Annotated in this window: 11 protein-coding genes; 7 read left to right on the forward strand and 4 right to left on the reverse strand. The window is 69.3% G+C overall.

Going from position 1 to position 12,957, the window contains the following annotated elements; genetic code table 11:
* Positions 1–73: 73 nt before the first annotated feature.
* Positions 74–874: an isocitrate lyase/PEP mutase family protein gene (locus tag BWO91_RS03375; protein WP_064297138.1), complete on the reverse strand. Its 801-nt coding sequence runs from the start codon at positions 872–874 to the stop codon at positions 74–76.
* A gap of 205 nt (positions 875–1,079) precedes the next feature.
* On the opposite strand from BWO91_RS03375, the gene BWO91_RS03380 reads away from it, so the two are divergent.
* From BWO91_RS03380 to BWO91_RS03405, 6 genes are all read left to right on the forward strand, one after another.
* Positions 1,080–2,189, forward strand: coding sequence for a LacI family DNA-binding transcriptional regulator (locus BWO91_RS03380; RefSeq protein WP_079001239.1), 1,110 nt, complete (start codon positions 1,080–1,082; stop codon positions 2,187–2,189).
* Positions 2,190–2,378: 189 nt separating this feature from the next.
* On the forward strand, positions 2,379–4,055 hold the full coding sequence (locus BWO91_RS03385; RefSeq protein ID WP_079001241.1) for an ABC transporter substrate-binding protein: 1,677 nt from the start codon (positions 2,379–2,381) through the stop codon (positions 4,053–4,055).
* 8 nt (positions 4,056–4,063) lie between these two features.
* Positions 4,064–5,035, forward strand: coding sequence for an ABC transporter permease (locus BWO91_RS03390; protein ID WP_079003821.1), 972 nt, complete (start codon positions 4,064–4,066; stop codon positions 5,033–5,035).
* A complete protein-coding gene (locus BWO91_RS03395; RefSeq protein ID WP_064297140.1) occupies positions 5,032–5,952 on the forward strand; it encodes an ABC transporter permease in 921 nt (306 codons plus the stop codon). Before BWO91_RS03390 ends, BWO91_RS03395 begins: the two co-directional genes overlap by 4 nt.
* Positions 5,949–7,718, forward strand: a complete 1,770-nt coding sequence (locus BWO91_RS03400) for an ABC transporter ATP-binding protein (protein ID WP_079001243.1) — start codon at positions 5,949–5,951, stop codon at positions 7,716–7,718. The genes BWO91_RS03395 and BWO91_RS03400 overlap by 4 nt, the downstream gene beginning before the upstream one ends.
* A 100-nt stretch (positions 7,719–7,818) precedes the next feature.
* On the forward strand, positions 7,819–8,997 hold the full coding sequence (locus tag BWO91_RS03405; protein WP_064297142.1) for a glycoside hydrolase family 1 protein: 1,179 nt from the start codon (positions 7,819–7,821) through the stop codon (positions 8,995–8,997).
* Positions 8,998–9,391: 394 nt separating this feature from the next.
* On the opposite strand, the gene BWO91_RS03410 is transcribed toward BWO91_RS03405, so the two are convergent.
* Positions 9,392–10,153 (reverse strand): hypothetical protein, encoded by a 762-nt coding sequence (locus BWO91_RS03410; RefSeq protein ID WP_079001245.1) that lies wholly within the window; start codon positions 10,151–10,153, stop codon positions 9,392–9,394.
* Positions 10,154–10,206: 53 nt separating this feature from the next.
* Here BWO91_RS03410 and BWO91_RS03415 point away from each other — a divergent pair, with 53 nt between their 5' ends.
* The gene (locus BWO91_RS03415; protein ID WP_240555663.1) at positions 10,207–10,863 is read left to right on the forward strand and encodes a MarR family winged helix-turn-helix transcriptional regulator; all 657 of its coding nucleotides are present in this window, start codon (positions 10,207–10,209) and stop codon (positions 10,861–10,863) included.
* Between the two features lie 253 nt (positions 10,864–11,116).
* Here the strand turns inward: BWO91_RS03415 and BWO91_RS03420 are convergent, their stop codons facing one another.
* Both BWO91_RS03420 and BWO91_RS03425 read right to left on the reverse strand, forming a co-directional pair.
* The gene (locus tag BWO91_RS03420; protein ID WP_079001248.1) at positions 11,117–11,887 is read right to left on the reverse strand and encodes an SDR family NAD(P)-dependent oxidoreductase; all 771 of its coding nucleotides are present in this window, start codon (positions 11,885–11,887) and stop codon (positions 11,117–11,119) included.
* A complete protein-coding gene (locus tag BWO91_RS03425; RefSeq protein ID WP_079001250.1) occupies positions 11,884–12,786 on the reverse strand; it encodes a fumarylacetoacetate hydrolase family protein in 903 nt (300 codons plus the stop codon). The genes BWO91_RS03420 and BWO91_RS03425 overlap by 4 nt, the downstream gene beginning before the upstream one ends.
* Positions 12,787–12,957 lie beyond the last annotated feature (171 nt).

Below are 12,957 nucleotides of genomic sequence, written 5' to 3' on the forward strand. Positions count from 1 at the left end.
GTCCCCGGGCGCGCCGCAGGCGTTGCGCCGCGCCACGCCCGGGTTCTCCTGAGAACGGGTCGTCAGTCGAGGATCAGAGCTCGAAGGAGAAGCCGAGGTCCTCGGGGTACTCGCCGAGCTCGGTGAGGCCTGTCGCCGCACGCTGGAGGGCGGCGAGCGTCAGGCCGAGGGTGCCGGGGCCGAAGCTGACGCGCGAGACGCCGAGTTCGGCCAGGCGCTTGAGCGGGACCGCGCCGGGGTAGCCGATGACCGAGATGCGTCCGTGCACCTGCTCGATGGCCTTGGCGACGAGTTCCTCCGTACCGAGTCCGAGGAAGAAGACGACGTCCGCACCGGCCTCGAGGTAGGCGTTGGCGCGAGCGACGGCCTCGTCCCACGCCTCAGGGTCACCGGCGAGGGTGTCGACCCGGGCGTTGATGACGAGCGGGATGCCGGCGTCCTCGGCTCCGGCGCGAGCGGCGGCGACGCGGGCCGCGGCCTCCTCGATCGGGAACTGCGGGGCCTTCGCGGCACCGACGGAGTCCTCGAGGTTGATCCCGACGGCACCCGACTCGACGATGAGGCGGCGGACGTTCTCACGAACGCCGGCCGCGTCGGACGCGTAGCCCTTCTCGAAGTCGATCGTCACCGGCAGGTCGACGGCGCCCACGATGATCTTCGCGGCGGCGATCGCCTCGTCGACGTCGAGGCCACCGCCGTCTTCGAGCCCACGGACGTTCGACACCGAGTGGCTCGCCGAAGCGAGGGCGACGACGCCGGGGGCCTCGGAGACGACCTTCGCGGTGATGGCGTCCCAGACGTTGGTGACGATGAGCGGGGAACCCGGCTCGTGGAGGGAGTTGAGGAGGACGGCTTTGGCATGCTGATCAGTCATGTCCGCAGTCTGCCAGCGGACGTCGGCCGCCTAGCCGACAAGCGTCGAGAATTCAGGGAACGTTCGGGTTCGATGCGGTTGCCGGCTCCTGTGGGGCGCTCCCGTGACGCAAGACGAGGGCGCTCCGTGCGTCATCCCACGCCGCCGGTGAACCGGGCGGGCAGGATGCCGTGCGTATCATTGGTGGCCGAAGGAAGGCGCTCCCATGACGAAACCGCCGACGGTCTACGACGTCGCGCACCACGCCGGCGTCTCCATCGCGACGGTCTCGCGGGTGCTCAGCCGCCCTGACGACGTGAAACCGGCCACCCGAGACCGCGTGCTCGCCTCGGTCGGTGAACTCGGGTACGTCCCGAGTGGAGCCGCACGAGGGCTCGCCGCGCGCCGTACCGGCGTCATCGGCCTGTTCTTCCAGGGGCTCGACGCGATGGACGACCTCGGGGACATCGCCCTCGAGGGCGACGAGGCGGCGGCCGGGGGAGCGCGCATCGTCCGCGATATCCCGGAGCGGACCGACACACGGACGCTCAACCTCTACTTCGACGAGGTGCTGCGCGGCTGCGAGCTGGAGTCCTGGCGGAGCGGGTTCGCGCTGCTCGTCGGCGTCGGACGCGGGTCCACGGCGACGCAGACCGTGCGCGACATGGCGGGTCGGGTGGACGGCCTCATGGTGCTGGCCGGGAGCGCCAGCGAGGAGGAGCTCGCGCGCCTGTCGCGGCACGTCCCGATCGTCGTGATGGCAGGGCCCCGGCGCGGTGACGACCTCGACCACGTCTCCGTGAGCAACGCCGAGGGGATGCGCACGCTCACCGCGCACCTCATCGACGACCTCGGTGCCCGGGAGCTCGAATATGTGGCCGGGAGCCTCGGCTCGCCCGATGATGCCGAGCGCTGGAGCGGGTTCCGCGCGGCTCTCGCGGATCGGTCGCTCGAGGCGCCGGAGGAGCCGACCCTCCGCGGCGACTTCACGCGGGAGGGTGGGCGACGGGTCGGTCGGGAGCTGTTCCGACGAGACGGACTGCCGCGGGCCGTCGTGTGCGCCAACGACCAGATGGCGCTCGGCGTGATCGACGCCGCCAGGATCGCCGGGGTCGCGGTCCCGGACGAGCTCATCGTCACCGGCTTCGACGGCATCGACGCCGGCCGCCTGTCCGCTCCGAGGCTCACGACGGTCCGGCAGCCGATGGAGACGCTCGGCCGGGTCTCCGTGCAGGCGCTCGCCCGTCGCCTCGCCGAGCCGAAGCTGCCCGCGATGTCCGTCCGACTCCCCGTGGAGGTCGTCCTCCGCGAGAGCTCCGAGTCGATCACGTCCTGATCATCGCCTCCCCTCGCGTTCACCATTCAGGAAGCCCGCGGCGTGCCGCGGACGCGTCCGTCCGCCGCGAGGCCGCCAGGCCGAGGCTCTCCTGGATTGCGAACAGGAGCGGGATGTCCGACACGGGTTGCGTCGGACAATGTATGCGCTTACACTCAACCGGTACAGACTTCAGCAAGGACGGTGGCGATGACGCACACGACGCACGAGCGGACCAAGGTCCGCAGGCGCAGACGACTCGGAGCAGCGGCGATGATCGCCGCGGCGGCCTTGCTCGTCTCCGGCTGCAGCATCCAGATCAAGAGCGAGCCGGATCCCTCGATCCCCGCCGACACGATGCTGCTGGCCTCCGACAAGGGCACCCCGATGCTCGAGCGGAACTTCAACCCCTACCTCGTGAACAAGCGCTCGGCCTCGAGCTACATCTACGAGCCGCTCGTGATCATCAACGTGCTCGACGGCAAGGAGACGCCGTGGCTCGCCGAGAAGGTCGACCTCCCGGACGCCCGCACGATCGACTACACGATCCGCGACGGCGCCACCTGGTCCGACGGTGAGGCCTTCACCCCTGAGGACGTCAAGTTCACCTTCGACCTCATCAAGCAGTACCCGACACTCGATCAGAAGGGCGCCTGGCAGCACATCGACACGATCGAGGTGAAGGGCCAGCACGTCATCATGCACCTGCTCGACGACGACGCTCCCGCGGCCGACATCGTCTCGCAGACGCTCATCGTCCCGGAGCACATCTGGAAGGACGTCAAGAGCCCCGACACCTGGCGGAACCCGAACCCGGTCGGCACCGGTCCGTACGTCCTCGGCAACTACACCTCGCAGCAGTACACGATGGACAAGAACGAGACGTACTGGCAGGCCGACAAGATCGAGGTCAACCACCTCGTGATCCCCGCGGCCACCGGTGAACTCGACATCGTCACGAAGGGCTTCGACTGGGCGTACTCGTTCCTGTCGAACGTCGAAGGCACCTGGGTTGCGGCCAACGACCACAACAAGTTCTGGTTCCCGCCGGGAGGCGTGATCGGGCTCGTGCCCAACATGGACGTCGCCCCCTTCGACAACGTGGACGTCCGTCGCGGCATCGCCCTGGCGCTCGACCGCGACAAGATCGCCGATGCGGCGACCGAGGGCTACCTCGGTGCCGCCGGCCAGTCGAGCCTCATGCTCCCCAACCAGGAGGACGAACTCGACCCGACGCTGCCGAACCAGGGCATGATCACGCAGGACACCGCCGGCGCCCTCGAAGCCTTCGCGGCCGCCGGGTACACCCAGCAGGGTGGCAAGCTCGTCGACGCGGCGGGCAAGCAGTTCAGCTTCTCGATCACGACCGCCAACGGCTACGCGGACTGGCTCCGCGCGGTTCAGGAGGTCCGCAAGGAGCTCGGCGCCCTCGGCATCGACGTGCAGATCAAGCAGCCGCAGCCGCCGGGGTACCAGCAGGCCATCCAGAGCGGTGACTTCCAGGTCGCGATGGGCGGAATGGGCAACGGCATCATGTTCCAGGGCTTCAACAACAGCTTCAACAGCGAGTTCGCGAAGCCGATCGGTGAGACGACGTCCAGCAACTTCGGTCGCTACCGCAACCCGCAGATGGACCAGCTGCTCGCCCAGTACAAGGAGACGACCGACGAGGCCACCCGTCTCGGGCTGAGTCACCAGATGCAGCAGATCGTCTACAGCGACTTCCCGGTCATCGGCATGTACTACGGCGGACTCTGGGGTCTCTACAACGACAAGAAGTTCACCGGCTGGCCCGATGCGGACAATCCGTACGCACCGCTCCAGACCTACGACCAGACCCCGCTCCTCGTGTTCACGCACCTCAAGCTCCGGAAGGACGGTGAGTGACCGTGTACATGGTGCGCAAACTCGGCCTCTTCGTCCTCACCCTGTGGGCGGCGGTCACGCTGAACTTCCTCCTGCCGCGGCTCATGCCCGGCTCACCGACGGACGCCGCGATCGCGAAGCTCGCCCAGAACGGTCCGGTCTCCGCGGCCACGCGTGCGGCGATCGAGGCCCAACTCGGTGTCCCCGGCGGCAACCTCTGGGAGCAGTACGTCACGTACCTCCACCAGGTCGTCACGCTCGACTTCGGGGTGTCGTACACCTTCTTCCCGCAGTCGGTCGGCGAGCTCATCTGGCAGGCGTTCCCGTACACGATCATCCTGCTCGGGATCGTGACGATCGTCGCCTTCATCCTCGGCACGCTCATCGGCGTACTCGCGGCCTGGCGGCGGAACACCTGGCTCGACGCGCTGCCGACGCTGAGCGGCACCTTCGCCAGCACGTTCCCGTACTTCTGGACCGCGCTGCTCCTGCTGTTCTTCGCCGGCTACGTCCTCCACTGGTTCCCGACCTCGGGTGCCTTCGGGCCGACGGCGACGCCCGCCTTCACCTGGGACTTCATCGTCGACGTCGCGTACCACGCGGTGCTGCCGGCGCTGACGATCCTCGTGACGAGCCTCGGCGGCTGGATCATCGGCATGCGCAACGCGATGATCAACACCCTCGGTGACGATTACGTGACCTTCGCCGAGGCCAACGGCCTCCGTGGTCGCACGGTCGCCATCAAGTACGCGGCCCGCAACGCGATCCTCCCGAACCTCACCGGCTTCGGGCTCGCGCTCGGCGGGGTGGTCGGCGGCTCGATCCTCGTGGAGCAGGTCTTCGGCTACCCGGGCATCGGCTTCCTCCTGTTCAACGCGGTGATCGGACAGGACTACCCGCTCATGCAGGCGCTCTTCCTGCTCATCACGGTGAGCGTGCTCGTCGCCAACTTCCTCGTCGACATCCTGTACGGCGTACTCGACCCAAGGACCCGCCGATGACCACCACACAGCACGTCAAGACACTGCAGTCCGACCAGGCCGTGCGTCCGCCGAGGAAGTTCGCCTTCATCGGCCGATCGGCGGCGACGCTCTGGGCCAACTGGAAGTCCCGCCTCGGGCTGATCATCCTCGCGTTCTTCATCCTCGTCGCGATCTTCGCCCCGGTGCTCGCACCGTACGGCGCGAGCCAGGACGGGTTCCCCCGGAACGCCGACTCGAGCCCCGAGCACTGGTTCGGGACGACGGCGGCGGGCGAGGACGTCCTCAGCCAGCTCATCTACGGTTCGCAGATCAGCGTCACGGTCGGTTTCATCGCCGGCATCCTGTCGACGATCGTCGCCGTGCTGATCGGCCTCAGCTGGGGCTACATCAAGGGCTTCGGCGCCGAGGTCGTGAACTTCATCGTCAACCTGTTCCTCGTGGTGCCCGGCCTGCCGCTCATGATCGTCATCGCCGCGTACCTCCAGAACGGTGGGCTCGTGATGATCGTCGCGGTCATCGTGATCACCGGGTGGGCGTGGGGTGCCCGCGTGCTCCGCAGCCAGACGCAGTCGCTGCGTTCGCGTGACTTCGTGACCGCGGCCCGCTTCTCCGGCGATCGACCGTTCCGCATCGTGTTCAACGAGATCCTCCCGAACATGACGTCCCTCATCGCCGGCGGCTTCTTCGGTGCCGCGACGAGCGCGATCCTCGCGGAGGCCGGCCTCGAGTTCCTCGGCCTCGGCGACTCGTCGATCGTCAGCTGGGGCACCATCCTCTACTGGGCGCAGAACTCCAACGCCCTGCTCACCGGTCAGTGGATCCTCCTCTTCGCCCCCGGTCTCTGCATCGCGCTCCTCGCGATGAGCCTCACCCTCATCAACTTCGGTGTCGACGCGATCAGCAACCCGCGCCTCCGTGAAGGGAAGTCACGATGAACGCCGTCAACCTCCAGGCCGAGAGCGCATCCTCGCCGGCAGCCGGGACCGGAGCGCTCCTCGAGGTCCGCGACCTGTCCGTGGTCTACGAGTCCGTCGGCGCCGCGCCGGTCCAGGCGGTCGACCACGTGTCGTTCTCCGTCGGTGCCGGTGAGTTCATCGGGCTCGTCGGCGAGTCCGGCTCCGGGAAGTCGACGCTCGGCTTCGCGGCCACCCGCCTGCAGAAGCCGCCGGCCCGCATCAACGGCGGGCAGATCCTCTTCGGCGGCAAGGACATCCGCGAGCTCGGCGACGAGGCGCTCCGTGAGCAGCGTCAGGGCGGGTTCGCCATGGTGCTGCAGTCGGGCATGAACGCGCTCAACCCGGTCCGCACGATCCGCAACCATTTCGTCGACATCTTCAAGGCGCACGGTCACGTCTCCCGCGACCGCTGGGACGCCCGGATGGCCGAGCTGGTCGGCAAGGTCGGGCTGACGCCGCAGGTGCTCGCCCGCTTCCCCGGTGAGCTGTCCGGCGGCATGCGTCAGCGCGTGTCCATCGCGCTGGCCCTGTCGCTCGAGCCCCGCCTCATGGTGTTCGACGAGCCGACCACCGCGCTCGACGTCCTCGTGCAGCACGCGATCATGGACACGATCACCGAGCTGCAGCAGGCCGAGGGGTTCACCGCCATCCTCATCAGCCACGACCTCGGCGTCGTGCTCGAGGCGACGCAGCGTGTGCTCGTCATGCACGAGGGCCGCATCGTCGAGGACGCCCCGAGCCGCGACATCCTCGAGCGTCCGCAGGACCCGTACACGCGGATGCTGCTCAGCCACTACGCCGACCCACGCGCCGCGGTCGTCGAGCTGCCCGGTTTCCCGTCGCGGGCGAACCGCGGGACGGCTCCCGTCTCCGGCACGACCACGAGCGTCCCGACTGCGACGAGCGCGAGCTCCGAGTCGGGGAAGGCGTCGTCGCGTGCCGGTCGCTCGGCGGAGTCGGCGGTCATCGTCGACGCCGTCTCGAAGGTCTACCCGCCGCCGCGTCGCGGTGAGTCCGCGGTGACGGCCGTCGACGACGTGTCGTTCACGCTCGAACCCGGTCAGTCGCTCGCGCTCGTCGGGGCCTCGGGCTCCGGCAAGTCGACTATCGCGAAGCTCATCACGGGCATCGAGAAGCCGACGTCCGGTGCGGTCCGCTTCGGCGACCTCGACGTCGCTCAGCTGAACCGCAAGGGCATCCGGAACCTGCACAAGAACGTGCAGATGATCTTCCAGGACCCGTATGCGGCGCTCAACCCGCTGCACACGGTCGAGTACACCCTCACCCGTCCGGTGGTGAACTTCACCGGGCTGAAGGGTGACGCGGTGCGCAAGCGCGTGCTCGAACTCCTCGAGACGGTGGGCCTCTCGCCCGTCGAGCAGTTCGCGGCGAAGCTGCCCCACCAGCTCTCCGGTGGACAGCGGCAGCGCGTCGTGATCGCCCGGGCGCTCGCGAGCGACCCGCAGGTGCTCATCGCCGACGAGCCCGTGTCGATGCTCGACGTGTCGCTGCGTGCCGGTGTGCTCGCGCTGCTCGAGGACCTGCGTGAGCAGTGGGGCGTCTCGATGCTCTACATCACGCACGACCTGCTGTCGGCGCGACTCGTGACCGACAACATCATGGTCCTCAACCAGGGTCGTGTCGTCGAACGTGGCGAGACCGCGCACGTCCTGCAGCACCCGCAGGATCCTTACACGATCCAGCTGCTCGACGCCGTCCCCAACCCGGCCCGCGCCAAGCGCTGAAGCGGACCCTCCCGCGTCCGTTCGCCCGTTTTTGGGCGAGCGAACGCTCGTTCGCCCTAAAAGGGGCGAACGAATCGCACGACGAACAGGAGCAACACCCGTGCTGACCTTCCCCGACGGCTTCCTCTGGGGCGCCGCCACCGCTGCCCACCAGATCGAGGGCAACAACATCAACAGCAACTGGTGGGTGCACGAGCACGAAGCCGGGACGAACATCGTCGAGCCCTCGGGCGACGCGATGGACAGCTACCACCGCTACCGCGAGGACATGCAGCTGCTCGCCGACGCCGGGCTCAACACCTACCGGTTCAGCATCGAGTGGGCGCGGATCGAGCCCGAGCGCGGCATCGTCTCGCGTGCCGAGGTCGACCACTACCGTCGCATGGTCGACACCGCGCACGAGCTGGGACTCAACCCGGTCGTCACGCTCATGCACTTCACGGTGCCGCGCTGGTTCGAGCGCGACGGGTTCTGGCGGGCGAAGGACGCCGCCGACCTCTTCGCGCGGTACACCGAGCTCACCCTGCCGATCGTCGGCGAGGGCGTCGAACACGTCTGCACCATCAACGAGCCGAACATCGCCGCGATGCTCGCCGGTGGTGAGGACGCGGCGAACCTCGTCGCGTACGGCCTGCCGAACCCGGATCTCTTCGTGGCCGACGCGCTCCTCGAGTCCCACAAGCGTTCGCGCGAGGTGCTCTCGCAGGTGTCCGGCCTGAAGTCCGGCTGGACCATCGCGACGCAGGCGTTCCGGTCGAACGGTGAGCCCGGCTCCGACGAGATGCTGCGCGAGTACGGCTACCCGCGTGACGACTGGTACCTCGAGCAGTCCGCCGGCGACGACTTCCTCGGTGTCCAGGCGTACACGCGCACGTTCATCGGGCCGAAGGGTCCGCTGCCCGTCGAGGACGGCGTCGAGACGACGCTCACCGGTTGGGAGTTCTACCCGCCGGCCGCAGCCGAGGGTGTGCGGAGCGCCTGGGAGCTGTCGGGCGGGGTGCCGATCATGATCACCGAGAACGGCATCGCGACCTCGGACGACACGCGTCGGATCGACTACACGGACGGCGCCCTGCGCGAGCTGCACGCCTGCATCCAGGACGGGATCCAGCTCGAGGGGTACCTCCACTGGAGCGCGCTCGACAACTACGAGTGGGCGAGCGGCTTCCGGCCGACCTTCGGTCTCATCGCCGTCGACCGTGAGACCTTCGTGCGTACGCCGAAGCCGAGCCTCGCGTGGCTCGGGAACGTCGCGAAGGCGAACGGCCTCACGGAGTAGTTGAAGCCCCCGGTGCCGTCCCCAACTCAGGAGATGTCCGGTGTGTCGGGCTCGTGTGGGTGGCGACACGCGACGGAGTCCTGAGAACGGGGCGTCGGGGTCGGGTGTGGTCCGTTCGTCCCCGACTCGGGAGATGTCCGGTGTGTCGGGCTCGTGTGGGTGGCGACGCGCGGCGGAGTGCTGAGAACGGGGCGTCGGGGTCGGGTGTGGTCCGTTCGTCCCCGACTCGGGAGATGTCCGGTGTGTCGGGCTCGTGTGGGTGGCGACACGCGTCGGAGTCCTGAGAACGGGATGGTTGGTCGAACGGAGAGAGCCCCGGGTGGCGATTGCTGCCCGGGGCTCTGTGCATGGTGGTCGGCTGGGGTCCGCATGGGCGGAAGATGCCGGCGGCCGGTCAGCGCTCGCTGCGAGGGCCGCGACCGAAGCGACCACGCGGGCCGTGCTCGTGCGCCGTGTGCTCGTCCCGGCCGAAGGCTCGGGCGATGCTCTCGAGGCTGGCGAGCGTCGTCGCGAGGTCCTCGGGTGAGACGGCGTCGGCGACGGTCTGGCTGACCGCGTCGACCTTGGTGCGGAGCGCGTCGTGCGCCGCGCGACCGGTATCGGTCAGGGTGATGCCGTCGGTGTCGACGATGACCCAGCCGCGAGCGGCGAAGTCCATGACGATGTCCGCGGTCGATCGACGAGGACCGCGGTGGTGGCCGTGGCCGGGACCGAACGGTGCGCCGCCGGGTCGGTGATCACGACCGAAGCCGGGACCGTACTCGTGGCCGCGCCCGAGGGCCCGATCGTGAGCGGGGCGGCCGTGCTCGTGGTCGCCCGGACGCTCGGCGGACACGGTGTCCGCGGTCGTCTCGGCGGTGCGCTCGGGGTGACCGAAGCCGCGACCGGGGCCGAACCCGCCGCGGCGGCCGAACCGTTCGGGGCCGCGCGGTCCGCGGCGGTGTGGCGGGAGCGCGGCGTCGATCTCCTCGACGCTCGAGGCGCCGGAGGCGATGAGCTCGAGGGTGCGCCAGCTGCGGCGGCCGAGGCCGTTGTCGGCGAGCACCTCGTGCATCGAGTGCTTGACCGCGTGGTCGACGGTGCGGAGCCAGAAGCCGAGCGGGCGCTCGGCGGTCGGGCTGGTGGACTGCTCTGGGGAAGTCGTGTGGGTGTTCATGGGTGGTCTCCTTATTTGCATGCTCTGTTACATGTAAATGTATAATGACATGTATGTCCGACGATCGTCAAGCGCAGCCCAGCGAACCCACAGCAACCGACCCGGTGGAGATGATCGAGCAGGCCCTCGTCCAGATCCGACGGGACCAGTCAGGCCGTCGGTTCGGCAGACGTGGTGGGCGCGGAGGGCTCGGTCATCACCACCACGATGAGCACGGGGACGGTCATCGGCACGACGTCGACGGCGGCGCTGAGGACGAACGTGGACGTGGGCGCGGTCCGGGCTTCGGGCCCGGCTTCGGTGGGCCCTGGGGTCCTGGCGGTGGTGCCCGTCACCCGCGCGAGCAGGCGATCGCCCAGGCGGCTCGGTTCCGGATGCTGGACGCGCTCGCTCGTGACGATGCGGCCGGTGGCATGGGGATCAGTGCGCTCGCGGAGTCGATCGGCGTCGACCAGCCGCGGGCGAGTCGGCTCGTGGCCGAAGCGACGAAGCGCGGCGAGGTCGCTCGCGCGGTCGACCCGAACGACGGTCGACGCAGCGTGGTGCAGCTGAGCGCCGCCGGCCGCGCGGTCCTGCAGGAGGCGCACCGGGGTCGACGCGACGCGGTCACGACCGCGCTCTCGGGGTTCACACCGGAGGAGGCGGCGCAGTTCGCCGCCTTCCTCGAGCGCTTCGTCGCCGCGTGGCCGCGCCCCGACACCGACCGGTAGCTCGCCCGCCTGATCCTCGACTCCGGGTTCGCAATTCAGGAGCGTCCCGGTGAGTCGAGCTGGATCATCCTCTCGGTGGCCGGACGCGCCGGCGCGCGCCTGAGTTCTGCACAATCGGACCCGCCCGGTCCATGCGGTCCGCAATTCAGGAGGAGTCAGGTGTGTCGGCCTTGGGGGTGGCGGTCTCGGGGGCAGAACCGCCGGGGCGCTCCTGAGTTGTGAACCGTGAGGCGGCATCGGGACCCCGCCCTCGCTACTCGGGGCGGAGGCGGAGCTCCTGCATCCCGCCGTCGACGGCGATCGAGGTGCCGGTCGTCGAGCCTGATCGCGGGCTCGCCAGGTAAGCGACGGCACCGGCGACCTCGGTCGCGGCGACGAGTCGGCCATGCGGCTGGCGTGCCTCGAGCGCGGCGCGCTCGGCGGCCGGGTCTGGCGCGCTGTCGAGCAGTCGGCCCACCCACGGGGTGTCCGCCGTGCCCGGGTTCACACAGTTGACCCGGACGCCTTCGCGCAGGTGGTCGGCGGCCATCGCGCGCGTCAAGGACAGCACGGCCCCCTTCGTCGCCGTGTAGAGCGCGCGCTGGGGGAGTCCCGCCGTCGCGGCGATCGACGCGGTGTTCACGATCACGGCCGACGGCGACTCGCGCAGGTGTGGGAGGGCCGCGCGCGTCACGCGAGCCATGCCGACGACGTTGATGTCGAAGACGCGGTGCCACTCGTCGTCGTCGTTCGACTCGACGGTGCCCTGCGCACCGATACCGGCGTTGTTCACGACGATGTCGAGGCGACCGAACCGTGCCACGACGGCGTCGATCGCCGCGCGTACCGACGCATCGTCGGCGACGTTCGCCCGCACCGACAGGCGGGTGGCGGAGTCCTCGTCGGGTGAGGGGTTCAGGTCGAGGATCGCGACGCTCGCACCATCGGCGGCGAGGCGTTCGACGATGGCGGCGCCGATCCCCGAAGCGCCGCCGGTGACGATCGCGACGAGTCCGTCAAGCTCGCCGGTGTCTCCGGCGCTCATGCGCGGGCTCCGAGTGCCTCGGCCGGCTTGGCAGACGGCGCGATTCCAGGGACCGGGTCGACGAACCGCTGTCGCTGGCGGCCGAGGCCCTCGATCTCGACCTCGCAGACGTCGCCCGGTGCGAGGTAGGGGAACCGGCCGGAGAGCGCGACGCCCTCGGGTGTGCCGGTCAGGACGAGGTCGCCGGGTTCGAGCTGCAGGTACTGGCTCAGGTGCCAGATGACCGTGGCGACGTCGAAGATGAGGTCGGCCGTGCTCGAGTCCTGACGCGGTTCGCCGTTGACCCAGCTGCGGAGTCGCAGGGTACCGGCGTCGACCTCGTCCGGCGTCACGAGCCACGGGCCGGTCGGGTTGAAGCCCGGAGCGCACTTGCCCTTCGACCACTGACCACCACTCGCCGCCATCTGGAAGTCGCGCTCCGACACGTCGTTCGCGGTGACGAAGCCGGCGATGCGGCCGAGGGCGTCCTCAGGGCTGTCGAGGTAGGAGGTGCGCTCGCCGATGACGACGCCCAGCTCGACCTCCCAGTCGGTCTTCGTGCTACCTCGCGGGATGCGGACGTCGTCGTTCGGGCCGACGACCGTGTTGGGCGTCTTCAGGAACATGATCGGGATCTCGGGCGGAGCGGATCCGGACTCCGCCGCATGCGCCGCGTAGTTCATCCCGATGCAGACGACCGCGCTCGGCCGGGCGATCGGCGCGCCGATCCGGAGCTCGTCGGCGCCGTCGAGGACGGGGAGCGCACCCGACTCGAGGGCGGCGCGAACCTGATCGACGCCGCCGCCGGCGAGGAACGCTCCGTCGATGTCGGGGGTGATCGATCGGAGGTCGTAGGCGGTGTCGCCCGCGAACACGACGGGGGTCTCCCCGTCCACGGGGCCGAGTCTGGCGAAGCGCATGCTGGTCCTTCCGGTTCCGCCGGTGCCCGCGTGCGGACCCGGCTCCGTAGCCGATAACGTCTGAACTCTACCCTCCACGCCGACCGCCGCGACAGCTCTTTTCGGCTGGAATGAGCGCATTGACAGTCCAGACATCGGATGTCTAAGCTCGGTGGCACCAGCCCGAAGGAG

Source organism: Plantibacter flavus, from assembly GCF_002024505.1.
In the GTDB taxonomy this organism is placed as follows: Bacteria; Actinomycetota; Actinomycetes; order Actinomycetales; family Microbacteriaceae; genus Plantibacter; species Plantibacter flavus_A.

What these genes read in the sequence shown, in the direction of transcription:
- BWO91_RS03375 (WP_064297138.1), bottom strand. Translation starts at nt 874, where the DNA reads ATGACTGATCAGCATGCCAAAGCCGTCCTCCTCAACTCCCTCCACGAG.
- BWO91_RS03380 (WP_079001239.1), top strand. Translation starts at nt 1,080, where the DNA reads ATGACGAAACCGCCGACGGTCTACGACGTCGCGCACCACGCCGGCGTC.
- BWO91_RS03385 (WP_079001241.1), top strand. Translation starts at nt 2,379, where the DNA reads ATGACGCACACGACGCACGAGCGGACCAAGGTCCGCAGGCGCAGACGA.
- BWO91_RS03390 (WP_079003821.1), top strand. Translation starts at nt 4,064, where the DNA reads ATGGTGCGCAAACTCGGCCTCTTCGTCCTCACCCTGTGGGCGGCGGTC.
- BWO91_RS03395 (WP_064297140.1), top strand. Translation starts at nt 5,032, where the DNA reads ATGACCACCACACAGCACGTCAAGACACTGCAGTCCGACCAGGCCGTG.
- BWO91_RS03400 (WP_079001243.1), top strand. Translation starts at nt 5,949, where the DNA reads ATGAACGCCGTCAACCTCCAGGCCGAGAGCGCATCCTCGCCGGCAGCC.
- BWO91_RS03410 (WP_079001245.1), bottom strand. Translation starts at nt 10,153, where the DNA reads ATGAACACCCACACGACTTCCCCAGAGCAGTCCACCAGCCCGACCGCC.
- BWO91_RS03415 (WP_240555663.1), top strand. Translation starts at nt 10,207, where the DNA reads ATGTCCGACGATCGTCAAGCGCAGCCCAGCGAACCCACAGCAACCGAC.
- BWO91_RS03420 (WP_079001248.1), bottom strand. Translation starts at nt 11,887, where the DNA reads ATGAGCGCCGGAGACACCGGCGAGCTTGACGGACTCGTCGCGATCGTC.
- BWO91_RS03425 (WP_079001250.1), bottom strand. Translation starts at nt 12,786, where the DNA reads ATGCGCTTCGCCAGACTCGGCCCCGTGGACGGGGAGACCCCCGTCGTG.